Origin of the sequence: Ensifer sp. R-19 (assembly GCF_049905105.1) — a bacterium.
Classification (GTDB): domain Bacteria; phylum Pseudomonadota; class Alphaproteobacteria; order Rhizobiales; family Rhizobiaceae; genus Ensifer.
The window spans coordinates 2,138,220-2,162,132 of record NZ_CP184569.1 but is presented as its reverse complement, the minus strand read 5'-3'; the positions used below and the strand labels follow the sequence as shown (position 1 = coordinate 2,162,132).

Below are 23,913 nucleotides of genomic sequence, written 5' to 3'. Positions count from 1 at the left end.
CGGCATTGAATCGCAATGGGTGGAGGGATCGGCGTGCTTGACGAGAGAGACAGGAAGCTGCTTGGGCTGTTGCAGCAGGATGCCAGCGTCGCGGTCGGCGAATTGGCAGAGCGGGTCAATCTTTCGCTTTCCGCCTGTTCGCGCCGCATCCAGCGGCTGGAGGAGGCGGGTTACATCGCCAGGCGGATCGTCGTGCTCGACCGCGAGCGCATGGGCGTGCCGACCACCGTCTTCGCGCTGATCAAGACGGCGCATCATTCGGACGAGTGGATCGAGACGTTCCGCCGCGCGATCAGCGATATCCCTGAAATCGTCGAGGCACATCGATTGACGGGAAACCATGACTATATCGTCAAGGTCGTGCTGCCGCGCGTCGAGCACTACGACGTGGTCTACAAGCAGATCGTGCGAAAGGTGGAGCTCTTCGACGTTTCCGCCTCGATCTCGATGGAAATCCTGAAGAGCGGCACGGCGGTGCCGGTCGATTATGCGGAGTAAGAATCAATGACGGATGAGGCAAACGAGGCGAGCACCGCGAACGAAGGCGACGTTGCCGATGCGCTTGTGGTCGTCGATGTCCAGCGCGCTTTCATCTCCGGGCCGGAGGCGGTGCCCGGCCATGTCGGCCTTCAGCGCGCCGTCGGGGTTCTGTTGCGGCAGGCTCGTGCGGCAGGCGTGCCGGTGATCTTCCTGCAGAATGACGGACCCGAGGGTGCCTCCGACGAGCCGGAGACCGACGGCTGGCAGCTCTTCTTTTCGGCGGAGGCGGAAGAGGCGGTGGTGCGCAAACTGAAGGACGACGGTTTCGATGGCACCGACCTTGAGGATCTGTTGCGGGAGCGAGAGATCGAAACGATCGCAATTTGCGGCATGCTCTCGGAGATGTGCCTGGCGGCGACGGCCCGCACGGCGATCGCCAAGGGCTTCACCGTGATCCTCGCCAACGACGCCCATGCCACCTATGACGTGCCGCCCGGTCCCGGCCGCTCGCCGATGGTGCCGGCGCGTCTGGCCGCGCGCGCGGCCGAATGGTCGCTCGGTGACGAGATCGTGCTGGTGGACGCGGCCGACGAGATCACCTTCGCGACAAGGCCTTGATCGCCGGCCGTTCTTGACTTTTTGCAAGGGTGACATGAGGTGGCTGCGCTTGTCCTTGCTGACCACAACCCCAATCTTGTGGCATGTCCAATAGAAGGCCGGCTGGGAGCCAGCTGGAAGCAAACATGCAGGACAGGCATCATGTGGTCGTCGTTGGCGGCGGGTTCGGCGGATTGCAGCTCGTCAAAGGGCTCGCCGGCGCGCCGGTTCGCATCACCCTCATCGACCGGCGTAACCACCATCTTTTCCAGCCCTTGCTCTATCAGGTGGCAACGACGCTGATCGCCACCTCGGAAATCGCCTGGCCGATCCGCAGCCTTTGGCGCGACCGGCCGGAGGTGACGACGCTGCTCGGCGAGGTGACGGATGTGGACGCGGCCGAAAAGGCGGTCGTTCTCAGGGACGGCAAGCGCATCGGCTACGATACGCTGGTGTTGGCGACCGGGGCGACGCATGCCTATTTCGGCCATGACGAATGGGAGCCCTTCGCCCCCGGCCTGAAGACGCTGGAGGACGCGACGACGATCCGCCGCCGCGTGCTGCTCGCCTTCGAGCGCGCCGAGCTGGAAGAGGATCCGGATGCCCGCGCAGCGCTCCTGACCTTCACCGTCATCGGTGCCGGCCCGACGGGCGTCGAGCTTGCCGGCATCATCGCCGAGATGGCGCATCGCACGCTTCCAGACGAATTTCGCCGCATCGATACGCGGCAAACGCGCGTGCTCCTGGTCGAGGCGGGTCCGCGCATTCTCGCTGCGTTCAGCGAGGATCTCTCGGCCTATGCGGTCAAGGAACTGGAGCGCCTCGGCGTCGAGGTTCGCACCGGCACGCCGGTGACATCCTGCACCGAAGAGGGCGTGATGATCGGCGCGGAATTCGTCGCCAGCCGCACGCTCGTCTGGGCTGCGGGCGTCCAGGCGTCACCCGCCGCCCGCTGGCTTGATATCGCCGCCGACCGCGCCGGTCGGGCGATCGTCGGCGCCGATCTGACTGCACCCGATCATCCCGATGTCTTCGTCATCGGCGACACGGCTTCGGTTACCTATGACGGCGGCAAGCCGGTGCCGGGCATTGCGCCCGCCGCCAAGCAGCAGGGCGCCTATGTGGCCGATGTCATCCGCGCGCGGCTTGCAGGCGACAATCCGCCCGCCGATTTCCGCTACCGCCACCAGGGCAGCCTCGCCACCATCGGCCGCCGCGCCGCGATCATCGATTTCGGCCGGTTCAAGCTGAAGGGCGCGCTTGCATGGTGGATCTGGGGCATCGCCCACATCTACTTCCTGATCGGCACGCGCAGCCGCTTCGCGGTCGCCTGGAGCTGGTTCTGGACCTATCTCAGCGGCCAGCACAGCGCCCGGCTGATCACCCAGAAGGAGACGTTGAAGGAGAAGGGCTGAGGGGTTCTTTGCCGCATGATTCCAGCCGACCGGAGGGCAAACATGCGGCAACTCCGAAAGGGCGACAGCGCTGCGCGTCGGCAAAGGCGTGCAGTGCTGCAGAATTGCACTTTCTGGATGGTGCTCTGATCTCTATGTTCCCGTCTCATTTCAGGGAGTCGGGGATCCAGATGACGAGACATCAGCGCTTGGGCTGCCTTTATGCCATGGCCTTCACGCTTGCCGGTTTCAGTGCTCCGGCTGCCGAAGCCGCGCCGTCCTGCCCCAAGATCAGCTACTCGGCGGAACGGGCCCGGCTGCAAAAGGTGCTCTCGGCGAATGCGTTCCCACGGGACGAAACCGCCTTCCTGCTGAGGGGTGTGGATCAACAGCTGAAGGAAATGCCCCAAATCCGCCTGAACGCACACGGCGCTGAATGCGGCATTCAGGCGGTACGTGCGCTCGTCCTGGGGTGCGTGAACAAAACACTCCCTGAGATGTTGGAGACGACGTCCAGGCCGAGCGCCAAATCCGGACAGGCCTATTGGGACAAAGCGAATGTTTCTCGTCGCGAAGCGGCCCTGATCGGGGTCACCCATGCGTGCCGCAGCGCGGCGATGGAAACATTCCTCTCAGGCTCGTGACGCGAGGGTGGGCCAAAGTGGCTACCTACTTCTCAACCTTCACGATCAGGATCATCGGGCGATCGACTTCTTCGGCAAGGGCAGGGATCTCCGCGATCTGCTCTTCCGTCGGGCGCCACTCCTCTACGTGGCGGATGGCAAAGCCCGTTGATATCAGCGTGTTGAGCGTCGTGCCTGTCGTGCGGTGGTGCTTGATCACGCCCTTTGCCAGCCAGTCGGTGGTGCGTGGTCCCTCGGCCGAATAGTGATCGACCGGCCAGGTGCGCTCGCCGTTCTCAAGCCGCCAGCCGGGATTGAGCGACGCCATATAGATCGGGTGCTCGACGGTGAAGACGAAGTGGGCGCCGGGCACGAGCGCCCGGTGGATGGTGGTGACGAGCCGGCCGAAATCCTCGACATAGTGGAAGGCGAGCGAGCTATAGGCGAAGTCGAAGCTCTCTTCGGGGAGGTCGAGCTGGTCGAGGTCGGCGATCCGGTAGTCGATCGCCGGATCGGACGTGTCGGCCCTGGCGCGGGCGATCATTTTTTCCGAGAGATCAAGTCCGAGCACCTGGGCCGCACCAGCCTCGCGGGCAAAACGCGAGAACCAGCCGAAGCCGCAACCGAGATCGACGACGCGTTTTCCCGACAAATCCGGCAATTGGGCGCGAATCGCCGGCCATTCGGCAGCACCTGCAAGGCCATGCACCGAGCGTCCGAGCTGGCTGTAGCCTTCGAAGAATTCCGGCTTGTCGTAAATGTTCTGGGCCATATCGGTCTCCTTCGGGGCAATGGGCAAGAGCGCGGTCGTCTGCCGCGCGCGATAGGGCGAGCGGGCATCGTTTGCCGTTACCTTGGGAACAGCATGCCGGCAAGGATCCTGCTCGAAACCTCCGGCATTTCAAAGTGCTAGCGCGTTGATCTGATAGGGCGCCGAGCGCCGCAAGGTCAAGTTGCGGCTGAGGTGCAAGGTTTTACTTGTGTTTTTTGGGGGTGTGTTAATGTACGATTCTCTTGGTCCAGTCCGTTTTGTGGAGGCGTAATGTCCGAGGCCATCCATCCCACTGCAATCCATCATTTGCCGGCATTCATCACGGCGCCGGGACAAAGCGACGTCCTGTTCAACGTCGTCGTCGTCTTCATGATCCTGGCGATCTTCGCCCTCGGCACCTTCTATCTCAGGCTGCATTCGCTGCCCGAAACCATGGCGCACAAGAGCCACAAGGTGCAATACGAGCTGGTGGCGGTGCTGGGGCTGATCTCGCTGCTCACGCACAACAACATCTTCTGGATCGCGGCGCTGATCCTGGCGCTGATCGACCTGCCGGATTTTTCGTCGCCGCTCTCGTCGATCTCCCGCTCTCTGGAGAGGATCGCCGGCAAGGTGGATGCATCAACTGAACCGGTGCCGCCCGAGCTCGAGCCGGTGGCGAGCCATCCGGCCGCACCTGCAGATCAGCCGTCGATGGAAGGGAAGGCCTGAGCCATGTTCGAATTCATGCTTTGCTCGATGCTGACGATCCTTCCTGACTATCTCTTCCGCCGCTATGTCCAGGGCAAAAGGTTCGGGCGGGAGATCACCATCTATTCGGTGTGGTTCGAACTGCGCTGGGGCATCACCGCCTGCATCATCCTGACGATCTCGCTGATCACGCTGATCTTCTACTTCCACCCGTCGACGTCGCATGTGAACGCGGCGTTCCGCACCGTCGCGGTGCTTCCCGAGACCAGCGGACGGGTCTCCGAAATCTATGCGACGCGCTTCGAGAAGGTGAAGGCCGGCCAGCCGTTGTTCAAGCTCGACAGCTCCGAACAGGAAGCCGCCGCCGAGGTTGCCCGCCGCCAGATCGCCGAAGTGGAAGCGGAGCTCGCCGTCGCTCGCACCGAGCTGGTCGCCGCCGATGGCGCGATTGTGCAGGCACAGGCGGCGGTGCAGCAGGCTCAGGACGAGTACGACACCCAGGTCGAACTCAACAAGCTGAACCCCAACGTCGTCGCACGGCGCGAGATCGAGCGTCGGCAGGTCAACCTCGAAGGGCGCAAGGGCGCACTCACCGCTGTCCTTTCCAACAAGCAGACACTGGAGACCAAGCTCGTTTCACTGCTGCCTTCGCAAAAGGCGAGCGCCGAAGCGGCCCTGAAGGAGGCGGAGGTCGATATTAGCAAGACCACCGTGCGCGCCGGCGTGTCCGGCCGGGTGCAGCAGTTCGCACTCCGGGTCGGCGAGGTCGTCAATCCGCTTCTGCGGCCAGCGGGCGTTCTCGTCCCTGAAGATACCGGTGGCAAGCCATGGCTGGTTGCCGGCTTCGGTCAGATCGAGACGCAGGTGATCAGGGTGGGCATGATCGGCGAGGCGACCTGCGTCGGCAAGCCTTTCACCATCATCCCGCTCGTCGTCACCGAGGTGCAGGATGTGATTGCCTCTGGCCAGGTTCGCGCCAGCGATCAGCTGATCGATATTGCGAATATTTCGCGGCCCGGCACGCTCACCGTGGTCATGGAGCCGCTCTATCCCGGCGTGCTCGAGGACATTCCGCCCGGCAGCAGCTGCATCGCCAATGCCTATACCAACAGCCATGACGAGCTCGAGTCGCCCGATATCAGCACCGCCCGCTGGGCCTATCTGCACGTGGTCGACGCCGTGGGCCTCGTCCATGCGATGATCCTGCGCATGCAGGCCCTGATGCTGCCGGTGCAGACGCTGGTGCTCGGCGGGCATTGAGGGGGCGGTGTAGCCTCTGCAGTGCCCCTGCGGCAGTCAATATAAGGGCCCCGACCGGAACTGGTCGGGGCCCTTTCTCTTTGCCTGTTCCTCAAATGAACTGAGCCTCCGCGGGGAACGGAGGCTCAGGCGCGCAATAAAAACAAATAAAGCAACTGCACGGCAATAAAAACGCAACCATACTACTCTTCCGGGGATTGTATGTTTGCGGTGTGCAATTACAGGTGCAGTGTGACAAAAGCGGGGTCTGAAATCAATCAAATTTATGTGGCATTTGAGTAGTCAATTCGAGCTAGGCAGGGCCGCGCGGCGGCCTGCCCAAGCGGATTAGAAAGGCTTTGCCGGGGTTAGACGTCATTTTTGCGGCCCATGGCCAGGCTGATCGCTAGCTTTCGCCGCCATCCGCGGTGATCTCCACCGGCATCGTCCAGGGTTCCCAGATCGCATCGTGGCTGCCGCCTTCGCGTCGGTAAAAACGCTTGGCGGCGTCGTTGGTCGCAAGCACGGTCCAGTTGATGCGCGGCGCGCCGATCCTGGCGGCGTGGCGCTTCAAAGCTGCGATCAATGCGGCGCCTGCGCCCGAGGAACGTGCTGTTTCATCAACGAAAAGTTCCTTCAGCACCAGCGTCGGCTTCAGATCGTAGGTCCACGGGATGACATAGTGTACGGCGATGCCGACTGCACGACCGCCGAGATCCGCGACGAGCACGCCGAAGCGCGGGTTATCGCCAAGCCCGTGTTCGATGAGATCCGCTTCGGTCACGAAAAATTTGTCGATGTAACCTTCGAAGATTGCAAGGCCGCGCATCAGCTCCAGCACATCAGTCACGTCGTGGCGTTCGAAGGGGCGGACGGTGAGGGGTGATGCGTTCATCTCGACATCTCGTGCAAGGGGGGTACCCGTTAGGTGTGGGTTACTGAAGGCCGGCGGGGACGCCGGCCTTGCTGCAGATTCCTTGGATAGCAACCCATTTAGGGACAATTATCCAGCGGTTCGAAGTGCCGTAGCGATCTTGAACAAGGCGCACGCCGCAGTGGTGCGCGCTGACCGGCGCTCAGGCGGCGAGCAGGGCCTGCGCTTCACCCGGTGCTGCGCCGGTGGCGAAGGCGAAGCCTTCGTCTTCCCAGCCGGTGATGCCGCCGATCATGATCTTCACGGGGCGGCCGAGGCGGGCGAGCTTGAGGGCCGCCTGATCGGCGCCGTTGCGATGCGGGCCGGCGCAGTAGGCGACGAAGATGGTATCTTCAGGCCACTCGGCCATGCGCTCGGCACTGATCTCGCGGTGGGGCAGGTGGATCGCGCCCGGCACGTGGCGGCGGGCATAGGCAGCGTCCGAGCCGACCACATGCAAGAGCACGAAATCCTGCTCGCCGCTCTTCAGCGCATGGGCGACGTCGGCGCAATCGGTTTCGACGCTGAGGCGCCCGGCGAAATGGGCAATGGCAATCTCGGGGGAAGCAGCGGGGGTTTCGGTGACGTAGCTCATCGGGGCTCTCCTTGGCTCGGTGCGTGTTGACGAAGAGATATGTAGCAGCACCCGATGAGGGCTGGCAGTTGGCAACATTGCCATATATGCTCAAGATCATGCCAAAGTCGTTTTCCGCTACCCGATCGCTCCAAAATCCGCTCGTCGTGGCGCTCGCCTATGACGGGCTGTGCACCTTCGAGTTCGGCGTCGCCGTCGAGATGTTCGGCCTGCCACGGCCGGAAATGGGCGAGGACTGGTATCGCTTCGCCGTCGCCTCGGTCGATCCCGGCGAGCTGAGGGCAACCGGCGGCGTGCGCTTTGTGGCCGATGGCGGCATCGAGCTTCTGGCCGAGGCGGGCACGATCATCGTGCCCGGTTGGCGCGGCGCGGACCAGCCGGTGCCGGAGGCAGTCTGCCAGGCACTGCGGGATGCGCATCAGCGCGGCGCGCGCGTCCTTTCCATCTGTTCCGGCGTCTTCGTGCTGGCGGCGGCAGGCCTGCTTTCGGGCCGGAGGGCGACGACCCACTGGCGCTATACCGACAAGCTTGGGGCGTTTTATCCTGACATCGAGGTGGTGCCCGATGTGCTCTATGTCGATAGCGGGCAGGTGCTGACGTCTGCCGGCAGTGCCGCCGGCATCGACCTCTGCCTGCATCTGATCCGCCGCGATTTCGGCAGCGAGGCGGCCAACCGCGTGACCCGCCGCCTGGTCGTGCCGCCGCACCGCGACGGCGGGCAGGCGCAGTTCATCGAGCGGGCGGTGCCTGATGTGCACGAGAGCGCCCGGCTCGGGCCCTTGCTCGACCGTATGCGCGAACGGCTGGGTGAAGACTTCTCGATCGCCGTGCTGGCAAAGGCGGCGGGCATGAGCGAGCGCACATTCCTTCGCCGCTTCGAGGCCGCGACCGGCACGACGCCGGCGCGCTGGCTCTTGACCGAGCGGCTTTCCCGCGCCCGGCAATTGCTGGAGGAAACCGCACTTGGCATGGAGCAGGTGGCCGAAGCCTCCGGCTTCGGCTCGACCCAGACGCTGCGACACCACTTCCGCCAGCAGCTTTCGACGACACCTGCCGCCTACCGCGCGGCGTTTGGGCGAATCTTAGCGGCTACGAACCTGGCTGCGGAATGACCTTGGCGGTATACGTTGCGTCGGCGTGCGCGCTCCTTGCGATCTCCGAAGTTGACAAAATAGGGACAAATGGTGTGACGAGCTCAAAGCCAAAGAGGGTCAGGCGCAAGGTCGGCGATATCCTGCGCATCGACCTGGGGTCTGGCCAGCACGCCTATGCGCAGGTTGCGAGCGAGCCGTTGATTGTCTTTTTCGACGGCGTGTTCACAAAAGACGTCGCAATCGAGGAAATTCCTACGCTGCCCGTCGTGTTTACGCTTGGTGTGTTCAGGTATGCAGTGACCAAGGGTGTATGGCCTGTAATCGCTTCGCAGCCGTTGACGCCAGAAAATGCGCAGGAGCCCTTCTTCTTCAGACAGGACATCATCAACGGCCGCCTCTTTCTCTATCATTCCACCTTCGCCGATCAGAATTTTGAGCGTCCTGCCTCCCTTGCTGAATGTACAGGCCTCGAATGCGTCGCGGTATGGGAACCGGAGCACGTCGTTGACCGGCTACGCGATCATGCAGCGGGGCGGCCGAACCGATGGGCCGAGGCGCTGAAAATCGACACGGCCCGCCTGACATCACCAAGCCGAGCTTAGCCGCTGGCCGCTACGCCTCCGACAGCGCAGGTTCGGTACCGTCCTTGCGAAAGAAGGACCGGAAGAACACGGCGTCCGGCGCCGAGGCGATGACCCGGGCGACGATGGCTGTTGCCGCAATGGCAAAGACGAGACGCCCGAAGAACACGCTGGTGAAATCCGCGCCCAGCGCGACGACCACCAATGTGTCTTCTATCAGGCTGTGGCCAAAGCCCATGAAGACGCAGGCGAGGAAGACCTGGCGCGGCTCGACCTTGGCTTCGCGGGCCTCGCGGATCAGCAGTGCACCACCGTAGGAGATACCGAGGAGCACGCCGACGGCGGCGAAGGGCACCGTTTGCGACTGGATGCCCGCAAGGCGGAAGAGTGGCGCCATGCCCCGGTTCAGCCAGCCGAGGATGCCGACGAGCTTCAGAATCTCGATCGTCCAACTCAAGGCGAGCAGCACCACGAGCATGGTGGCGAGCGTCTTCAGCGTGCTCAAGCCGAAGGCGAGCCAGCCGGAGCCCTCGTTGACCGGTATCCATGTGGGATTCAGCGGCGTGGTGAGCCATCCGGTTACCGCGAAGACTTGGTGTAGCAATGCCGCGAAGACGAGGCCGCCGCCAATCCTGAATGCTCCGGTGACGAGGAAGCTCGGCCCGGCCTTTTGGATGATGCGCTGCTCGATCGGGATGGCATGCGCCACCAGCATCAATGCCGAAAAGACGGTCATGTCGGCAGTCGTCAGCTCCGAGACCGGGACCAGCGCGAAGACGACGACGACCGCCCCCCAGATGCCGACAAGCAGGCCGGTCAGCCAGGCGAAGGCAAGCTCTGGCGGCAGGCCGACGAGTGTCATCAGCGGCTCGAAGGCGGGTGCGACCGCGCGGATGACGCCGAGTTCCTGCAGCACATGGGTAACGATCGTAACCGGCACGATGATGCGGACCAGGTCAAGGTAGACTTCGAGTGTGGCGAGCGTCTTGCGGTAGAAAATCATGTGAACGGCCATGACGGTGTCTCCTTGAATGTGTTGTCCAAGGACTAGCGCGAGGCCCTTCGCAGTTGTGGTCAAAATATGCACTTTCATGCAATAAAATTGCAAATGGCTACAACAGGGGGACGGAGATGGACAAGATCGACAGCAAGCTTCTGAGGCTGCTGCAGGAGGATGCGTCGCGCACCAATGCCGATCTCGCGGCTGAAGTCGGCCTGTCGCCGTCAAGCTGCCTGCGCCGCATAAGGCGCCTTCACCAGACCGGCGTCATCGACCGGATTGTCGCTGTCCTCAATCCGGCAAAGGCCGGGCGAACGATGAAGGCGATCATTACCGTGGAGCTCGAGCGTCACGGCGAACAATTCGTCCGCCGCTTCCTCGACATTGCCGCCAAGGAGCCGGCGGTGATCCAGGCCTATAGCGTCAGCGGCGAGACCGATGCGCTCTTGATGCTGCGACTGAAAGACATGGACGAGCTCGACGCGCTGACCGAGCGGCTTTTCAAGGAAGAGAGCAACGTTGCGCGCTATTACACGTCGTTCGTGATCCGCACCGGCAAGGAGACGACGGAGATTCCGCTGGGGTAGGGTCGCATCGGGACACTCGGTATCGCCGCGCGCTTGGTTCGCGCCGGGGCAACGTGCCCCGGCGCACAAGACTGTCGCGACCGTCACTTCACCGCAGCATTGCCGCCATCGGCAAAGAGCGCCGCACCGGAGACGAAGCTTGCCATCGGGCCGGAGAGGAAGAGGGCGGCCTGGGCAATTTCTTCCGGCTGGGCGATGCGCTTCATCGCGTGCAGGCCGGCGGCCCATTCCTTCTGCTCCTTGCTGCCGCCCGCCGGCGTATCGACTCCACCCGGGAGCAGGGCGTTGGCGCGGATGCCCTTTGCGCCATAGTCGGCGGTGATGCCCTTTACGAGGCCCATCAGTCCGGCCTTCGCTGCGCCATAGGCGGCCATGCCGGGAATGCCGACGCTGGTGCCGACGAAGGTGGAGGTGAAGACCAGCGATCCGCCATCACGCGCAAGCATCGCCGGGATCTGGTGGCGGGCGCCGAGAAAGGCGGAGGTGAGGTTGGTGGCAAGCGATTGCTGCCATTCCGAAGCGGTGATCTCGGCGACCGGCTTCATGACGTTGACGACGCCAGCATTGTTGACGGCGATGTCGAGACCGCCGAACTGTTTCAGCGCCGCCTCCACCAGCCGGATATGGGTGGCTTCGTCGGTAACGTCGCCGCTGACGGCGATCGCTTCGCCGCCATCCTCGCGGATCGCCTCGACAACGGCCGTAAGCTGCGCCTTGCCGCGGGCATTGGCGACGATCTTCGCACCCTCGGCGGCGAAGAGCTTGGCGACTGCGCGGCCGATGCCCGAGGAGGCACCGGTGACGATAACGATCTTGTCTTGCAGCATGGTCATGGACTTTCTCCTCTTTGGTTGAGGCGCCTTGACTAATGCTGGGAGGGGGGAGCGCCCACCCGATTTCCGCCCACTCAATTCGGAAGACGGTTGAGGGACGACGATTTTCAATCGGCGGGGCCGGTGGCATAGTCCGAGCCGACAAGAGGGGCAGGGAGGAACGGGATGCTGAGGACCTATCGGGGGAGCTGCCATTGCGGCGCGGTGCGCATCGAGGCGGACATGGACATCAGCGCCGGCACCGGGAAATGCAATTGCACGATCTGCGTGAAGATGCGGCTCTGGTCGGTGGTGGTGAAGCCCGAGGCTTTCCGCCTGATCGCCGGCGAAGAGGCGTTGACGGACTATCGCGGGCGCAACCCGGTCGCCCATCATTTCTTCTGCAGCCAGTGCGGCGTCAGGCCATTCGAGCGGATCGACGCGCCGAACATGACCGACGAGACCTACTACAACATCAACGTCGCCTGCCTCGATGGCGTCGATATCGACGAGTTAGTCTCAGCCCCCGTGACCTATTGCGATGGGCTCAACAACAACTGGGGTTCGATGCCGGCCGAGGTGCGGCATTTGTAGGGCTGGAATTGATTGATGGTGGAAAAGACGTTTCCTGAGGCTTTCCCGATCGCACTTCGCTGTCAGTCCGTGAATGCTGTTTCGGCACTCAGGTTGAATTCCGACTATGTATCCGGCCAGTTTTCGGTCAACATTCTCGGCGAGACCTTGCGCATACCCAACCGAGTTCATCTATCGGCAAGGCCGGAGTTCCCGGGACTGAGCCTGTTCGAGCGGCAGATGGCCCTTTGCTTGCTCACGCGCAGCACGGACGGCTTCCAACGCCAGGCCGCTCTGCAAGAAGTCCTTCGCATCAATCAGCCCTGGTCCATTCCCTTCGTAATCGCGCTGATCGGCGAATACGTCGTCGAAATCATCCGGGATATCCACGCGGCTCTACTCGACCTGGAGCGGGACGTCGTCTCGGCATTTATCAGGGCGAACCCGGTGTTTTATATGCTCACGTGTGATCGGGTGATGAGCTATTGGGACTGCTACTACCGTTGGCAGTTTTCGCGCAGTGATTACGTGGGCTTCAAACTCTTGCGGGAACTGGGTGCAATGCGTGATCTCGAACAGTGCCGTCCCCGAGAGGCGGCGTCGATAGGGACTGGCGGTCTCCGTGACCTGTCCAACTCCCACTAGTCCTCGTCCAGGTTCTCCAGCGTCCTCAGGGCATTGAGCGTTTCGCGCAGCGCCCGGTCGAGCCGCTTGTCGCGGCGAAGCACGAGGGCGGAGCGGCGTGAGAAGGGCGGCGTAACCTGCCGCACCTCCAGCCGTTCGCGATCCCCGGCGCGCAGCGCGATCTCCGGAACGAGGGCAGCACCCAGGCCGGCGGCGACCATTTCCTTGATCGCATCGACGCTGCCGAACGACATCAGCGGTTTGACGTCGGTGCCGCCCGACGCCAGCCATTCATCGGTAATCCGGCGGGTGTTGGCGCCCGGTTCGTAGAGGATCATCGGGTACTTCGCCAGGGTTTTTGCGGTCACGCTCTCGGGGAGATCGGTTGCCAGAGGGGCGATTGCGACGAAGCGTTCGTCGAAGAGCGGCGCGACATCGAAGATGCGGCCGGTGACGGGCAGGGTGACCAGTCCGATATCGAGCAGGTTTTCATCGACCGCCCGGACGATGTCGGCGCTGTTGCCGGTCGTTACCGTGATATCGAGGTCGGGGAAGCGGCGCTTCAGATCGGCGAGCAGCGGCGGCAGCAGGAAGGCGCAAGGGGTAGCACCGGTGCCGAGCCGCACCCGGCCAAGCACGCCCTTGGCATGGCGCGCCACCGCTTCGATGGCCTGGCTGGTTGCAGCCTCGATGCGGCCGGCATGGGCAAGCAGTTCCTCGCCTGCCGCACTCGGCCTTGCCGTGCGGCCGACGCGCTCGACCAGGCGCACGCCAAGCTGTTTTTCCAGCGCACGCACCTGCAGGCTGATTGCCGGCTGCGTCAGCCCCAGTCGCTCGGCGGCCGCCGAGAAGCTGCCGAGTTCGGCCACCAGCGCGAAGGTTTTGAGATAATCGAGATCGAGGGTGCTCATATCAAAGTTTCTCTTATGCGTTAGATATGAAAGCTAAGCTTCTTTTATGGAATGTCGAGGCGCAGACTGTGCCCATGGTGAGAAACAAAACATGGGTGTTCGACATGTTCCGGGAAATCGGCCTTTATCTCGTCGCCTCGCCGCAGTCGCGGTACTGGCAGTTGCAGCAGTTGCGCGAACTGGACGCGGAGCGCCTTGCCGACATCGGGATCACAGCGGGAGAAGCGCAGCTTGGAAGGCGCAAGGCAGCCCCGATGCGGGCGCGAGAGAGCGCAATGCCCCCACGGCATGCCGAAGCTGTGCGGGCAGGGGCGATGTAGGCGCTGCAGGTATGGGCGACGATTTCGCCTCTTGAGGCGGTGGGGCGAGGGGCGCCGGCCAAACGCGTGAAAGCCTTGGCTCAATCCGACGCTAATCCCAGCTTTCGATCGTGAGGCCCGGCCAAAGGGCGCGCCAGCGATTGACCTTCCACTCGTATATCTCGCGCGTGATCTGGCTCTTGTTGGCCCGCACGATGGGGGCCAGCAGATCGCCAAGGCCGAAGGGTGCGCAAATGTCGAGCCCGTCGTCGGCCGGGCGAATGCCGACAGCGGTGGCTGTGGTCGGGAATGTCGCGATGGCCTCTTCCATCGAACTATAGGGCTTGATCGGGCTGCCGAATTTCTCCCGGTACCAGAGATGGACACGCGCCTCGTTCTTGACATCGATCCGGACGGACCAGTCAGTGAACAGGTTTCCGATCCGGGTGGCGTGCGCGGCCTCCGCCTCTTCGGAAAGGTCGTCAGCGTCGAAATAGACGACGTCGATGTCGCTGATCCCATGTGCGGGAGGCAAATCGAAGGCATGGTTCCAGACGGTTTGTGCGATTGCCCCGGCCACCAGCCAGCCAGCCGGCAGGGCAATCTTCTCCCAGTTTCCGAGGATCGGAGAAAGTAGCGGGCTCTTGAGGACGATGGCCCGCAGCTCCTCGTGCCCGCGCATCGGAATTTGCCTTCGGTCTGAGAGGATCTCAGCATCTGCCATGTCACGCCCTGGATATCGAGAATCCGTCGAGCCTGATATCGCCCGCTGTCTGCACGGTTCCAGCGGCGATCCACACGGGATCTCCAAAACATTCGACCCGCCTGCCTGTGACGACGATGCCGTCGCCGTCGTTGCAGGCGACGATCGGCTGTGCCGTATGCGTGCTGTAGCGCAAGAGCGCGGGCAGGTAAGTGTCGTCGTCGCTGAGATGCGGAAAGAACGCGAACGGCACGAGATCGAGCGCGTCGCCGTCCGCCATGTCCTCGGGTATCAGGCCAATGAAGAGCGCGTCCGTCGTGATCGTCGGGGCCATGAGGATGGCGCCGGCGCTGACGCCGATCAGGATGCCGCCGGCGAGGGCCCAGTCTCGGATCGGACCGAGCATGCGGCTTTGCTTCAGCCGTTCGAGAAATCCGCCGGTATGTCCGCCCGAAAGGTGAATGGCATCTGAGGCGAAGAGTGCTGCGATGTCTTCTGCCGAATGGGGCTCGTCGAGATCGTAGAACAGCGCGAGATCGAGGCCGTATCGGCCGTAATAGGACCGGGCAGCAAGGAAGAAGCTGCGGTCCGGCTCCGGGCCGGATGCGACATAGGCGATGCGGCGTCCCGGCCCAAGCGCCTCAAGCATTTCCACGAGCCTTCGATCGATCGCCGAACATTTCGGGAAAAGCTGATCGCTGTAGAGGACGAGGTTGACCATCTTGACCTCCTGCTTTCCCGCGCCTGCGACCGCACGGGATTGTCCAGTCTTCACACCGTTCCCGAACGTTCCGTTTTCTAGCTTGCCCGTGCAGGCTGCTGCGATACACGCCGCCCATAGCGCCAGACGCCGAGCCAGCTGAAATAGTTGAGCAGAAGCAAGAGCAGCAAACCCAAGAAACCTGATATCAAGCCTTCGTCTCCGGGTTGGGGTGAGGTGATGAGTGAGACGAGGTCCCAAACCTTGGCCAGCGAGGTGTAGAGGCACCAGCCAGCGAGAAACCAACTGAACGGCCGCCACAGCGGAAAGGGCGGGATCTTCAGGTCGAAGGCGTAGGCAAACAGCCCTATCGTGACCGCAAATTCCACGACCAGACCTACATAGAACAGCGCTCGGTCGGCGGACGACAGCTGGCGTGCTATTTCAGGTGGCAACGTGACAAAAGCCAATGACAGGAGAAAAATGAAAATCAGCCCGTAAAGTACTGCAAACGCTTTCTACATCGCGAATCATCCCGGTTGCCCGGTTGCTATCTTCGGTGGTGGCACTCGATTTGTCCACGGCCCCGCCGAGGGCCGCGCGCCGCTTAATCCGCACTCAGCGCCACCGCCGGCTGCAGGCGTGAGGCGTTGCGGGCGGGCAGGAAGCCGAAGGCGAGGCCGGTGAGGAAGGCGCAGGTAAACGCGAGCGCCACGGGTCCGAGCGTGAAGGAAACGGGCATGCCGAACTGGCCGGCAAGCGCGCCGGTGCCGAGCCCGAGCAGCACGCCGAGCGCGCCGCCGATCGCCGAGACGACCAGGGCCTCGATGATGAACTGCAGCAGGATGTCGCGCTGGCGGGCGCCGGTCGCCATGCGCACGCCGATCTCGCGGGTGCGCTCGCTGACCGAGACGAGCATGATGTTCATGACGCCGATGCCTCCGACCAAGAGCGAGATCGCGGCGACGGAACCCAGGAACAGCTTCAGCGTGTTGGAGGTCTCGGTGAAGGCCTCGCGCACCGAGGACATGTTGGTGATCTGCGTGTCCTGGCGCTTGTGGCGCTGGTCGAGCAGCGCCTGGATCGTCTGCTGGGTTATGTCGATCGCCGAGCCGTCCTTCACCTGCACGGTGATGGTTCTGATGTTGCGCTGGCCGAAGAGGCGGATGCTGCCCGTCGTCAGCGGCACCAGCACCACGTCGTCCTGGTCGTTGCCGAAAGACGTCGCGCCCATTTCCGCCATCACGCCGATCACCTGGAAGGGGATCTTGTTGACGAGCACATATTGGCCGATCGGATTGTCGCCATCGGGGAAGAGGGTTTTCACCACCGTCTGGCCGAGGACGGCGACAGGTGCGTAAGTGTCCATGTCGTTCTGGTTGATGAACTCGCCGCTCGCCATTTTCCAGGATTTTGCCGTCGTGAACTGGGGCACGGTGCCGTTGGCGGTCGTCTGGTAGTCGATGTTACCGTGGCGAAGCGTGACGGAGCTCGTCATCTCGGGCACGGCGAAGGCGACGTTCGGCACTTCGAGGATCGCATCGGCATCGGCCGGGACCAGCGTCACGTTGCTGCCGCCGGCGCTGCCGCGAAAATTCGCCATGCTGGGGCGTACCACCAGCAGGTCCGAGCCCATGGAAGAGATGCGGCTCAGCACCGAATCCTGCGCGCCGGTGCCGATCGCCAGCATTGCGACGACAGAACCGACGCCGATGACGATGCCGAGCAGCGTCAGGATGGTGCGGAAGAGATTGGCCTTCAGCGCCCGGAACGCCATCTTCACCGCTTCGGTGACATCGGCGATCGCCGCCGAACCCTCGCTGACATGGTGGGCAAGGGCTGCTGCGCCTTCGGCATTGCTGCGGCTCTTCTTGGCGCGGTCGGCGACGATGCGGCCGTCATGGATCTCGATCAGCCGGTCGGCCTGTTCAGCGACCTCGCGCGAGTGGGTGATGACGATGATCGTGTGGCCCTGGTTGTTCATGTCGCGCAAGAGCGCCATCACGTCCGAGCCGCTCTGGCTGTCGAGCGCGCCGGTCGGCTCGTCGGCGAGGATCACCCGGCCGCCGTTCATCAGGGCGCGGGCAATGGAGACGCGCTGCTGCTGGCCGCCGGAGAGCTGGTTCGGCCGATGGTCGAGCCGCTCGCCGAGCTTCAGCGCTTCGAGCAGCGCCTCGGCGCGGTCGTGCCGGTCGCGCGCCGACATGCCGGCATAGACGGCCGGCACCTGGACATTCTCCTTCGCGCTTGCCGTCGGGATGAGGTTGTAGCTCTGGAAGACGAAGCCGAAGGTGCGGCGGCGCAGGGCGGCCAACTCATCGGTATCGAGGTCGGCGACGCTCTCGCCGTCGATCAGATAGTCGCCGCCGGTCGGCTGATCGAGGCAGCCGAGAATGTTCATCAGCGTCGACTTGCCGGAGCCGGACTGGCCGACGATCGCCACGAACTCGCCCGCCTCGATATCGAGGGAGAGGCCGTGCAGGACCTCGACGGCGAGATCGCCGTTGAAATAGGTCTTGCTGACGTGCCTGAGCGAGATGAGCGGGGACATGGCCAACCTCAGAACATCGGCGGCATGCGCATGCCGCGCTGGCTGCGGCCGTCCCGGGCGTTGCCGCTACTGCCGGAGCCGGTGGTGACCACGATCTTCTCGCCCTCTTTAAGGCCGCTCCTGATCTCGGCGCTGACGCGGTTGCGGATACCCACTTCGACGTCTCGCGTTTCGAGCGCGCCGGAGGCGGCGACGACGGTGACCTGATCCTTGCGGCCTTCACCCCGTGCGCCGCCCGCCTGGCCATTGCCCTGGCCGTCGCGTCGGCCGTTGCCCTGGCCGGCCGCTTCGCCGGTACCCTTGGCGGGGTGGCTCAGCGCGGCACTCGGCACGATCAGCACGTCCTTGGCGGCGGCCTGCACGAAGAACACCTGCGCGCTCATCGACATCATCAACTCGCCGTCGGGATTGGGGACGTCGAAGAGGGCGTAATAGAGCACGACGTTGTTGGTGGTGTCGGGCATCGGCTGGATCTGCCGGAGCTTGCCGACGAAGCGTTTGCCCGGCTGGCCGAGCAGCGTGAAATAGGCATCCATGCCGACCTTCAGCCTGGTAACGTCGGCTTCCGAAACCTGTGCCTTCACCGTCATGGTCGAGAGGTCGGCAATGGTGACGATGGTCGGCGTCGTCTGGTTGGCGTTCAGCGTCTGGCCTTCTTTCGCCGGGTTGGCGACGATGGTGCCGGTCATCGGCGCATAGATCTTGGTGTAGCCGAGATCGACCTTGTCGCCGGCAAGCGTCGCCTGCTGCTTGCGGATCTGCGCCTCGATGGCGTTGACGTCGGCTTCAGCGGCAGCGAGATCGGCGATCGCCTGGTCGAGCGTCGATTGCGCCACGCTTTTGGTTTCGACGAGATTGCGCTGACGGTCGATATTGGCCTGTTTCAGCACCAGCTGCGCCTTCTTGGAAATCAGCTGCGCCTGGAGATTGGCGAGCTCCGCCTGGTCGATCTCGATGCGATTCTCGATCGTTGCCGGGTCGATTTCGGCGACCAGTTGATCTTGAGTGACCTTGTCGCCGATCTCGACATGCAGCGCCTTCAACTGGCCGGAGACCTGCGCGCCGGCATCGACGGATTTGACCGCATCGAGCGTGCCGACGGCTGTGACGCTGTTTTCGATGTCGCCGCGCGTCACCAAATCGGTCACCATGGCAGCCGTTGCCGGTTCCTCGCCGTAGCGCACCCAGCCGTAATAGCCGGCACCGGCAACGGCGAGCACGACCGGCAGCCACAGCCAGCGGCGCGTGCGGCGCTTGCGCTTCACCTTCTGCACCGCACCGGGAATGAAGGTGACGTTGGGGGTCGCGTCGTCGCGGGGCGTGGCGTCGGCTCGCGCCGTCTTGGCTGTCTTGTTCATCGCATGCGCCTAACCGGCATCGTCGATGCCAAAATGGATAGGTCAAAAATAGAAGCGAATGGACGCGGCGAAAAGCATTGAGATCATTATATTTTCGTAATCTTCGTCATCGGCCGTGCGGCAAAGGCGCCCATGACAGGTGGACGCCCTCGGGTTTCGATTGCGAAGGGCGGGTTTGTCAGCCGCACGGGCCAATCAATGCGGCGACATCCACGACGGCGCCGTGGTGATCGGCAAGGCCGGCGAGCTCGGCATCATGCAAGGCGCGCGCCGGGACGGTTCCGTTCGGCGAGGGCAGGTCGCGGGTGGTGCAGGCGTCGGCTGCAATGGTGATGCCGTAGCCCAGGTCCTTGGCGGCGCGGGCTGTCGAGGACACGCAATTGTGCGTCATGAAACCGGCGATGATAACAGGCGTGCCGGCCGGACCGACGATCTCGGCAAGGTCGGTACCCGAAAAGGCGTTGGGCCGCGGCTTCTCGACGACGGTTTCACCTGCAAGCGGCGCCAGCGCATCGACGATCGCGCCGCGATGCTGCGCCCGGTCGAACACGCCGCCGGCCGAACCCCGATGGGCGACATGGATGATCTTGGCGCCCGCGGCACGGGCTGCGAGCAAGAGCTCGCGCGCCTTCTCGACGGCGGCTTCCGGTTCGAAAAGCCGCAAGGGGCCGGCCAGGTATTCGTTCTGATAGTCGATCAGGATCAGCGTCGCATCACCCAGCGGCGGCGGGGTGAGCGTGACGCCGGCGAGCGTGAAGAGGGTTGCCGGGGCGGCGGGCGAAGGGGTGGCGGAATCGGACATGGGAAGGCTCCTTGGTTTGGTCGAAGTGGCCGTTGTGAACCGGGTCGTCAAAGCGGTCTGTCGATGGGCTTGATCTTAGCGACTGCATTGATGCAGAGTGACCCGAAGTTTTCGGAGGATGATCTGCATGAATGCAGGGACGTGGGCAGATCTCGAGCTGCTGGATCATCTGGTGCGCGGCGCGACGCTCAGCCAGGCCGCCCGTTCGCTCGGCGTCGACCAGACGACGGTTTCGCGCAGGCTCGCAGCGCTGGAGCGGCGGGTGGGGGCAGCACTCTTCGACCGCATCGACGGCCGGCTGACGCCGACGCCGGTGCTTGCCCCTGTTGTCGAGCGGTTGCGGACGATCTCCGAAGAAGCGTCGCTGGCGCTCGCGACGCTTTTGCGGCGGACGGCGGAATTGAAGGGCCAGGTACGGGTGACAAGCATCGGCTTCGTGCTGAGCGCCATCCTGGCGCCGTCGCTTGCGCGCCTTGAGCAGCGGCATCCGGGCCTCACCCTTGATCTCGTTGCCGACAACCAGATGCTGAGCATTGAGCGGCGCGAGGCCGATATCGCCATCCGCATGGCGCGCACGGGCGAGGATTCGGTGCGGGTGAAAAGCCTCGGCACGCTTCGCTTCCGGCTTTTCCGGCCAAAGGGGCTGGGGACGGGGCCTTGCCCGGTCGTGCGCTACGGTCCGGGGCTCGCCCACGTGCCGGAGATGCAGGCGCTTAACCGGCTGCGGCCGGATGCGCGCGTGGCGCTGACCGCCGACAAGCTGGAAATCCTGATGGAGGCGGCGCTTTCGCTCGGCGCCGAACTGATGCTGCCGGAGGTTTCGGCCATGCGCGACCCGCGCTTCGAGGCGGTGGACGAACCGGAGACGACAGCCGAGCGTCCGGTCTTCCTGATGATGCATCCGGAGAGGGCGCGCGTGCCGAGCGTGGCGGCGGTGGCGGCTTTCATCGAGGAGGCGGTGCGCGGGTGGAGGTAGTCGGGTTCGTTCACACGGATCCAAGCTGCGTTCGGTTCTGCCCCTCACCCTAGCCCTCTCCCCGCAGGCGGGGAGAGGGGACGCGGGCGACGGCTGCCCACCACTGAGGAGCAGCTGTCGGAGAAACGTCGACGTAGAACGGAGCCTTAGCGGGGAATCGGGGGCGCTTATTGTTGGGGCGAGCGGGCGCCGCACGCTTCCTTCGCCCCGCTTGCGGGGAGAAGGTGCCGGCAGGCGGATGAGGGGCAATTCCCTCACCGCGCGGATGAGGGGCGCCGTCGTTGAACCAGGAGAGCACCAAAACCACGCATGACAGGCGATCGTCGGCGGTGATCGATCAATCCGCCGAAAACTCCCGTACCAGAGCGTCGAGCGCCCCCGGAGCCGCGACGTCGACACAGCGGATGTTGGCGGCCCGGGCGGCCTCCAGCATGTCTCTGTTCTCGCGGATCGAGCGCTCGATGAATTTATCGATTATTGCGGCCTCCGGCTTGTCCGCATTACCGCGGCGGGGTTCTTCCAACATGCGCCGACGCAGGAAATCGTTATCCGCGTAGAGGAAAAGAGGGAGGACTTCACCGTGTTCGAGTTGAGCCACATATTCCGGTCTAAGCGCGGCGCCCTCCAGCACGAACGGCTTTGCCAGTTGCCGATGGCTTTCGATGATCTGGCGGATGCGCGGCCACATATTCTCATGGTGAACCTTCAGGAACCAATGAATGGTCTCGTCGGACAGGCTGGCATAATATTCGGCGACTTGCGGGCGGACCGATGGCCACGGCCTGCCGGGATGGCGGCCCAGATTGTCCGTCGAGATCAGCTCGCGACCGAGAGAGCTTGCCAGAGCGCTAGCCAATGTCGACTTGCCGACGTGCGAACTTCCTCCAATCAGAAGACCCAGGGGCGGTTGCTGCATGCGTTGAACTCCATCGATATCGAGTGATCGATCTTGCCGTGATCAGCCCATTTGGGCGGTGGCAGGTCGATCTCGTTCAGTCGGCTCGAAACCTATGGGCTCCGCCTTTCGCCGTCACCGCCGAAATTTCGCCCCGTTGTGAGAATCGTCTTGACGCCTCCGGGGCGCTTCACTAGAAGAGTGCGAACCGTACCGTACGGTACTGATCGGGAGCGAGGCGACGTGCAGATGACTGCGGCGATAAGGGAGGCGAATGCCGGGGAGGGGCTGACGGAACGTCAGGGCGCCGTTCTCGAACAGGCATTGCGTCTTCTGGTCGATGGCGGCGAAAAGGCGCTGACGACGGCCGGCATCGCGCGCGCTGCCAATTGCTCCAAGGAAAGCCTCTACAAGTGGTTCGGCGATCGCGACGGGCTGATCTCGGCGATGATCGGTTTCCAGGCGAGTAAGGTGCGCACCCAGGACGTCGCCGCCAGGGCGCTCGATGCCGAGAGCCTTGAGCGTCATCTGATCGTGTTTGCCAAGGACCTGCTCGAGGTGCTCGCGGGCGACGTGTCGCTGGCGCTGAACCGGCTGGCGATCGGCCAGGCGAGCCGCGACGGCTCCAAGCTCGGCCATATGCTGCAGGAGCGCGGGCGCCGGCAGATCGGCCGCCGTGCGGCCGCACTGCTCGAAGCCGGGCGCAAGGCGGGGCTGCTGACCTTCGACGACGCCGACGAGGCCTATGGTGCGCTCTACGGGCTTGTTGTCTCCGACTGGCATCTGAAGATGCTGCTCGGCGAAGAGGCCGGCGAGATGAAGAAGAGTTTCAGCCGCAAGGCGGAGCAGGCGGTTTCAGCCTTCCTCGCGCTTTACGGCACGAAAAGGTAACTGCAGCGCCGCGCTTCGTGAGAAGCGCAAAGGTCGCTGCAGCACAAGGAATGGCAGCGCCGCGCTTCGCAAGAAGCGCAAAGGTCGCTGCAGCACAAGGAATTGCTGCATGGTTCCTGAGCCATGTAGCGGAGACAACTGACAACAACGGGAAGGACCACTAAAATGCGCGTCTATTACGATCGTGATGCCGATATCAACCTGATCAAGTCGAAGAAGGTCGCCATCGTCGGCTACGGCAGCCAGGGCCGCGCCCATGCGCTGAACCTGAAAGATTCCGGCGCCAAGGAAATCCGCATCGCGCTGAAGCCGGGTTCGGCAACGGCTGCCAAGGTCGAGGCCGACGGTCTCTCGGTTCTGTCGGTTGCGGAAGCCGCCAAGTGGGCCGACCTCATCATGATGGCAACCCCGGACGAACTGCAGGCCGAAATCTACAAGGCCGACATCGCCGGCAACATCCGTGACGGCGCTGCGATCGCGTTCGCCCACGGCCTTAACGTTCACTTCGGCCTGATCGAGCCGAAGGCTTCGCTCGATGTCGTCATGATCGCGCCGAAGGGCCCGGGCCACACGGTTCGCGGCGAATACCAGAAGGGCGGCGGCGTTCCCTGCCTCGTTGCCGTTCACCAGGACGCTTCGGGCAACGCTCTCGACCTCGCGCTCTCCTACGCCTGCGGCGTCGGCGGCGGCCGTTCGGGCATCATCGAAACCAACTTCAAGGAAGAGTGCGAAACCGACCTCTTCGGCGAACAGGTCGTTCTCTGCGGCGGTCTCGTCGAACTCATCCGCGCCGGTTTCGAAACGCTGGTTGAAGCCGGTTACGCTCCGGAAATGGCCTATTTCGAGTGCCTGCACGAAGTGAAGCTGATCGTCGACCTGATCTATGAAGGCGGCATCGCCAACATGAACTACTCGATCTCGAACACGGCCGAGTGGGGCGAATACGTCACCGGCCCGCGCATCATCACGGCAGAAACCAAGGCCGAAATGAAGCGCGTCCTCACCGACATCCAGACCGGCAAGTTCACCTCGGAGTGGATGCAGGAATACAAGTCGGGTGCGGCCCGCTTCAAGGGCATCCGCCGCGTCAACGACAGCCACCAGATCGAGGAAGTCGGCGCCAAGCTGCGCGGCATGATGCCCTGGATCGGCAAGAACAAGCTGGTCGACAAGGCGAAGAACTAAGCCTTATCGAACGATTGAATGAAGGAAGCCGGGGCAGTGCCCCGGCTTTTTTCGTGACGTGGGCAGGC

28 protein-coding genes are annotated in these 23,913 nt (G+C 63.5%); 15 read left to right on the top strand and 13 right to left on the bottom strand.

Going from position 1 to position 23,913, the window contains the following annotated elements:
- The first annotated feature begins 33 nt into the window (after window positions 1–33).
- The 4 genes from ACN9MO_RS10670 to ACN9MO_RS10655 all read left to right on the top strand — a co-directional run bounded on the left by ACN9MO_RS10670 (window position 34) and on the right by ACN9MO_RS10655 (window position 3,115).
- The gene (locus ACN9MO_RS10670) at window positions 34–498 is read left to right on the top strand and encodes an Lrp/AsnC family transcriptional regulator (protein WP_057253667.1); all 465 of its coding nucleotides are present in this window, start codon (window positions 34–36) and stop codon (window positions 496–498) included.
- A 6-nt stretch (window positions 499–504) separates the two neighbouring features.
- Complete coding sequence (locus ACN9MO_RS10665; protein ID WP_057253669.1) at window positions 505–1,098, top strand: isochorismatase family protein; 594 nt, start codon at window positions 505–507, stop codon at window positions 1,096–1,098.
- 125 nt (window positions 1,099–1,223) lie between these two features.
- A complete protein-coding gene (locus ACN9MO_RS10660; protein ID WP_057253670.1) occupies window positions 1,224–2,492 on the top strand; it encodes an NAD(P)/FAD-dependent oxidoreductase in 1,269 nt (422 codons plus the stop codon).
- Between the two features lie 170 nt (window positions 2,493–2,662).
- A complete protein-coding gene (locus tag ACN9MO_RS10655) occupies window positions 2,663–3,115 on the top strand; it encodes a hypothetical protein (protein ID WP_156414710.1) in 453 nt (150 codons plus the stop codon).
- 25 nt (window positions 3,116–3,140) lie between these two features.
- On the opposite strand, the gene ACN9MO_RS10650 is transcribed toward ACN9MO_RS10655, so the two are convergent.
- Window positions 3,141–3,866 carry a class I SAM-dependent methyltransferase gene (locus tag ACN9MO_RS10650; protein ID WP_057253674.1) on the bottom strand — a complete coding sequence of 242 codons (726 nt, stop codon included), beginning with the start codon at window positions 3,864–3,866 and terminating at the stop codon, window positions 3,141–3,143.
- Between the two features lie 270 nt (window positions 3,867–4,136).
- On the opposite strand from ACN9MO_RS10650, the gene ACN9MO_RS10645 reads away from it, so the two are divergent.
- Together ACN9MO_RS10645 and ACN9MO_RS10640 are read left to right on the top strand one after the other, a co-directional pair.
- The gene (locus tag ACN9MO_RS10645) at window positions 4,137–4,577 is read left to right on the top strand and encodes a hypothetical protein (RefSeq protein WP_199536405.1); all 441 of its coding nucleotides are present in this window, start codon (window positions 4,137–4,139) and stop codon (window positions 4,575–4,577) included.
- Between the two features lie 3 nt (window positions 4,578–4,580).
- Window positions 4,581–5,816, top strand: a complete 1,236-nt coding sequence (locus tag ACN9MO_RS10640; RefSeq protein WP_425984800.1) for an HlyD family secretion protein — start codon at window positions 4,581–4,583, stop codon at window positions 5,814–5,816.
- A gap of 385 nt (window positions 5,817–6,201) precedes the next feature.
- Here the strand turns inward: ACN9MO_RS10640 and ACN9MO_RS10635 are convergent, their stop codons facing one another.
- The gene (locus ACN9MO_RS10635) at window positions 6,202–6,690 is read right to left on the bottom strand and encodes a GNAT family N-acetyltransferase (RefSeq protein ID WP_057253679.1); all 489 of its coding nucleotides are present in this window, start codon (window positions 6,688–6,690) and stop codon (window positions 6,202–6,204) included.
- Between the two features lie 181 nt (window positions 6,691–6,871).
- Window positions 6,872–7,303, bottom strand: a complete 432-nt coding sequence (locus ACN9MO_RS10630) for a rhodanese-like domain-containing protein (RefSeq protein ID WP_425984797.1) — start codon at window positions 7,301–7,303, stop codon at window positions 6,872–6,874.
- 86 nt (window positions 7,304–7,389) lie between these two features.
- Between ACN9MO_RS10630 and ftrA the strand changes: the two genes are divergently transcribed.
- Window positions 7,390–8,415 (top strand): transcriptional regulator FtrA, encoded by a 1,026-nt coding sequence (gene ftrA, locus ACN9MO_RS10625; protein ID WP_425987121.1) that lies wholly within the window; start codon window positions 7,390–7,392, stop codon window positions 8,413–8,415.
- Window positions 8,412–8,999, top strand: a complete 588-nt coding sequence (locus ACN9MO_RS10620; RefSeq protein ID WP_113133719.1) for an immunity 26/phosphotriesterase HocA family protein — start codon at window positions 8,412–8,414, stop codon at window positions 8,997–8,999. Before ftrA ends, ACN9MO_RS10620 begins: the two co-directional genes overlap by 4 nt.
- A 10-nt stretch (window positions 9,000–9,009) precedes the next feature.
- Here ACN9MO_RS10620 and ACN9MO_RS10615 read toward each other — a convergent pair whose 3' ends face one another.
- Window positions 9,010–9,993: a nucleoside recognition domain-containing protein gene (locus ACN9MO_RS10615; RefSeq protein WP_057253685.1), complete on the bottom strand. Its 984-nt coding sequence runs from the start codon at window positions 9,991–9,993 to the stop codon at window positions 9,010–9,012.
- A gap of 116 nt (window positions 9,994–10,109) precedes the next feature.
- Between ACN9MO_RS10615 and ACN9MO_RS10610 the strand changes: the two genes are divergently transcribed.
- A complete protein-coding gene (locus tag ACN9MO_RS10610) occupies window positions 10,110–10,565 on the top strand; it encodes an Lrp/AsnC family transcriptional regulator (RefSeq protein WP_113133720.1) in 456 nt (151 codons plus the stop codon).
- Window positions 10,566–10,648: 83 nt separating this feature from the next.
- On the opposite strand, the gene ACN9MO_RS10605 is transcribed toward ACN9MO_RS10610, so the two are convergent.
- The gene (locus ACN9MO_RS10605; RefSeq protein ID WP_057253689.1) at window positions 10,649–11,398 is read right to left on the bottom strand and encodes an SDR family oxidoreductase; all 750 of its coding nucleotides are present in this window, start codon (window positions 11,396–11,398) and stop codon (window positions 10,649–10,651) included.
- 165 nt (window positions 11,399–11,563) lie between these two features.
- On the opposite strand from ACN9MO_RS10605, the gene ACN9MO_RS10600 reads away from it, so the two are divergent.
- Window positions 11,564–11,971, top strand: coding sequence for a GFA family protein (locus ACN9MO_RS10600; protein WP_057253691.1), 408 nt, complete (start codon window positions 11,564–11,566; stop codon window positions 11,969–11,971).
- A gap of 15 nt (window positions 11,972–11,986) precedes the next feature.
- The gene (locus ACN9MO_RS10595) at window positions 11,987–12,595 is read left to right on the top strand and encodes a hypothetical protein (protein ID WP_057253693.1); all 609 of its coding nucleotides are present in this window, start codon (window positions 11,987–11,989) and stop codon (window positions 12,593–12,595) included.
- On the opposite strand, the gene ACN9MO_RS10590 is transcribed toward ACN9MO_RS10595, so the two are convergent.
- Window positions 12,592–13,485: a LysR family transcriptional regulator gene (locus tag ACN9MO_RS10590; protein ID WP_113133721.1), complete on the bottom strand. Its 894-nt coding sequence runs from the start codon at window positions 13,483–13,485 to the stop codon at window positions 12,592–12,594. The two genes, ACN9MO_RS10595 and ACN9MO_RS10590, sit on opposite strands and share 4 nt — an antisense overlap.
- 74 nt (window positions 13,486–13,559) lie before the next feature.
- Between ACN9MO_RS10590 and ACN9MO_RS10585 the strand changes: the two genes are divergently transcribed.
- Window positions 13,560–13,805 carry a hypothetical protein gene (locus ACN9MO_RS10585; RefSeq protein ID WP_162261323.1) on the top strand — a complete coding sequence of 82 codons (246 nt, stop codon included), beginning with the start codon at window positions 13,560–13,562 and terminating at the stop codon, window positions 13,803–13,805.
- A gap of 91 nt (window positions 13,806–13,896) precedes the next feature.
- Here ACN9MO_RS10585 and ACN9MO_RS10580 read toward each other — a convergent pair whose 3' ends face one another.
- The 6 genes from ACN9MO_RS10580 to ACN9MO_RS10555 form a co-directional block, all read right to left on the bottom strand.
- The gene (locus tag ACN9MO_RS10580; protein ID WP_057253699.1) at window positions 13,897–14,466 is read right to left on the bottom strand and encodes a nucleotidyltransferase family protein; all 570 of its coding nucleotides are present in this window, start codon (window positions 14,464–14,466) and stop codon (window positions 13,897–13,899) included.
- 43 nt (window positions 14,467–14,509) lie between these two features.
- Window positions 14,510–15,208 (bottom strand): Type 1 glutamine amidotransferase-like domain-containing protein, encoded by a 699-nt coding sequence (locus ACN9MO_RS10575; protein ID WP_057253701.1) that lies wholly within the window; start codon window positions 15,206–15,208, stop codon window positions 14,510–14,512.
- A 77-nt stretch (window positions 15,209–15,285) separates the two neighbouring features.
- Window positions 15,286–15,576, bottom strand: a complete 291-nt coding sequence (locus ACN9MO_RS10570) for a hypothetical protein (RefSeq protein WP_057253703.1) — start codon at window positions 15,574–15,576, stop codon at window positions 15,286–15,288.
- A gap of 218 nt (window positions 15,577–15,794) precedes the next feature.
- Window positions 15,795–17,738: a MacB family efflux pump subunit gene (locus ACN9MO_RS10565; protein WP_057253705.1), complete on the bottom strand. Its 1,944-nt coding sequence runs from the start codon at window positions 17,736–17,738 to the stop codon at window positions 15,795–15,797.
- 8 nt (window positions 17,739–17,746) lie between these two features.
- A complete protein-coding gene (locus ACN9MO_RS10560; protein ID WP_057253707.1) occupies window positions 17,747–19,096 on the bottom strand; it encodes an efflux RND transporter periplasmic adaptor subunit in 1,350 nt (449 codons plus the stop codon).
- A gap of 178 nt (window positions 19,097–19,274) precedes the next feature.
- Window positions 19,275–19,898 (bottom strand): cysteine hydrolase family protein, encoded by a 624-nt coding sequence (locus tag ACN9MO_RS10555; RefSeq protein ID WP_113133722.1) that lies wholly within the window; start codon window positions 19,896–19,898, stop codon window positions 19,275–19,277.
- Between the two features lie 127 nt (window positions 19,899–20,025).
- Between ACN9MO_RS10555 and ACN9MO_RS10550 the strand changes: the two genes are divergently transcribed.
- Window positions 20,026–20,874, top strand: a complete 849-nt coding sequence (locus ACN9MO_RS10550; RefSeq protein ID WP_057253710.1) for a LysR family transcriptional regulator — start codon at window positions 20,026–20,028, stop codon at window positions 20,872–20,874.
- Window positions 20,875–21,211: 337 nt separating this feature from the next.
- Here ACN9MO_RS10550 and ACN9MO_RS10545 read toward each other — a convergent pair whose 3' ends face one another.
- The gene (locus ACN9MO_RS10545) at window positions 21,212–21,790 is read right to left on the bottom strand and encodes a hypothetical protein (RefSeq protein ID WP_057253712.1); all 579 of its coding nucleotides are present in this window, start codon (window positions 21,788–21,790) and stop codon (window positions 21,212–21,214) included.
- Window positions 21,791–22,018: 228 nt separating this feature from the next.
- On the opposite strand from ACN9MO_RS10545, the gene ACN9MO_RS10540 reads away from it, so the two are divergent.
- Window positions 22,019–22,660, top strand: a complete 642-nt coding sequence (locus ACN9MO_RS10540) for a TetR/AcrR family transcriptional regulator C-terminal domain-containing protein (RefSeq protein ID WP_210334446.1) — start codon at window positions 22,019–22,021, stop codon at window positions 22,658–22,660.
- A gap of 165 nt (window positions 22,661–22,825) precedes the next feature.
- Window positions 22,826–23,845, top strand: a complete 1,020-nt coding sequence (gene ilvC / locus ACN9MO_RS10535; protein ID WP_057253717.1) for a ketol-acid reductoisomerase — start codon at window positions 22,826–22,828, stop codon at window positions 23,843–23,845.
- The last annotated feature ends 68 nt before the right edge of the window (window positions 23,846–23,913 follow it).

Bases quoted from the DNA above. Each gene is read 5' to 3' on its own strand.
- ACN9MO_RS10550 (WP_057253710.1), top strand. From the start codon at position 20,026: ATGAATGCAGGGACGTGGGCAGATCTCGAGCTGCTGGATCATCTGGTG.
- ACN9MO_RS10560 (WP_057253707.1), bottom strand. From the start codon at position 19,096: ATGAACAAGACAGCCAAGACGGCGCGAGCCGACGCCACGCCCCGCGAC.
- ACN9MO_RS10645 (WP_199536405.1), top strand. From the start codon at position 4,137: ATGTCCGAGGCCATCCATCCCACTGCAATCCATCATTTGCCGGCATTC.
- ACN9MO_RS10650 (WP_057253674.1), bottom strand. From the start codon at position 3,866: ATGGCCCAGAACATTTACGACAAGCCGGAATTCTTCGAAGGCTACAGC.
- ACN9MO_RS10595 (WP_057253693.1), top strand. From the start codon at position 11,987: ATGGTGGAAAAGACGTTTCCTGAGGCTTTCCCGATCGCACTTCGCTGT.
- ACN9MO_RS10610 (WP_113133720.1), top strand. From the start codon at position 10,110: ATGGACAAGATCGACAGCAAGCTTCTGAGGCTGCTGCAGGAGGATGCG.
- ACN9MO_RS10605 (WP_057253689.1), bottom strand. From the start codon at position 11,398: ATGACCATGCTGCAAGACAAGATCGTTATCGTCACCGGTGCCTCCTCG.
- ftrA (WP_425987121.1), top strand. From the start codon at position 7,390: ATGCTCAAGATCATGCCAAAGTCGTTTTCCGCTACCCGATCGCTCCAA.
- ACN9MO_RS10620 (WP_113133719.1), top strand. From the start codon at position 8,412: ATGACCTTGGCGGTATACGTTGCGTCGGCGTGCGCGCTCCTTGCGATC.
- ACN9MO_RS10600 (WP_057253691.1), top strand. From the start codon at position 11,564: ATGCTGAGGACCTATCGGGGGAGCTGCCATTGCGGCGCGGTGCGCATC.
- ACN9MO_RS10635 (WP_057253679.1), bottom strand. From the start codon at position 6,690: ATGAACGCATCACCCCTCACCGTCCGCCCCTTCGAACGCCACGACGTG.
- ACN9MO_RS10545 (WP_057253712.1), bottom strand. From the start codon at position 21,790: ATGCAGCAACCGCCCCTGGGTCTTCTGATTGGAGGAAGTTCGCACGTC.
- ACN9MO_RS10655 (WP_156414710.1), top strand. From the start codon at position 2,663: ATGACGAGACATCAGCGCTTGGGCTGCCTTTATGCCATGGCCTTCACG.
- ACN9MO_RS10660 (WP_057253670.1), top strand. From the start codon at position 1,224: ATGCAGGACAGGCATCATGTGGTCGTCGTTGGCGGCGGGTTCGGCGGA.
- ACN9MO_RS10630 (WP_425984797.1), bottom strand. From the start codon at position 7,303: ATGAGCTACGTCACCGAAACCCCCGCTGCTTCCCCCGAGATTGCCATT.
- ACN9MO_RS10590 (WP_113133721.1), bottom strand. From the start codon at position 13,485: ATGAGCACCCTCGATCTCGATTATCTCAAAACCTTCGCGCTGGTGGCC.
- ACN9MO_RS10555 (WP_113133722.1), bottom strand. From the start codon at position 19,898: ATGTCCGATTCCGCCACCCCTTCGCCCGCCGCCCCGGCAACCCTCTTC.
- ACN9MO_RS10585 (WP_162261323.1), top strand. From the start codon at position 13,560: ATGGTGAGAAACAAAACATGGGTGTTCGACATGTTCCGGGAAATCGGC.
- ACN9MO_RS10580 (WP_057253699.1), bottom strand. From the start codon at position 14,466: ATGCGCGGGCACGAGGAGCTGCGGGCCATCGTCCTCAAGAGCCCGCTA.
- ACN9MO_RS10665 (WP_057253669.1), top strand. From the start codon at position 505: ATGACGGATGAGGCAAACGAGGCGAGCACCGCGAACGAAGGCGACGTT.
- ACN9MO_RS10540 (WP_210334446.1), top strand. From the start codon at position 22,019: ATGACTGCGGCGATAAGGGAGGCGAATGCCGGGGAGGGGCTGACGGAA.
- ACN9MO_RS10640 (WP_425984800.1), top strand. From the start codon at position 4,581: ATGTTCGAATTCATGCTTTGCTCGATGCTGACGATCCTTCCTGACTAT.
- ilvC (WP_057253717.1), top strand. From the start codon at position 22,826: ATGCGCGTCTATTACGATCGTGATGCCGATATCAACCTGATCAAGTCG.
- ACN9MO_RS10565 (WP_057253705.1), bottom strand. From the start codon at position 17,738: ATGTCCCCGCTCATCTCGCTCAGGCACGTCAGCAAGACCTATTTCAAC.
- ACN9MO_RS10615 (WP_057253685.1), bottom strand. From the start codon at position 9,993: ATGGCCGTTCACATGATTTTCTACCGCAAGACGCTCGCCACACTCGAA.
- ACN9MO_RS10575 (WP_057253701.1), bottom strand. From the start codon at position 15,208: ATGGTCAACCTCGTCCTCTACAGCGATCAGCTTTTCCCGAAATGTTCG.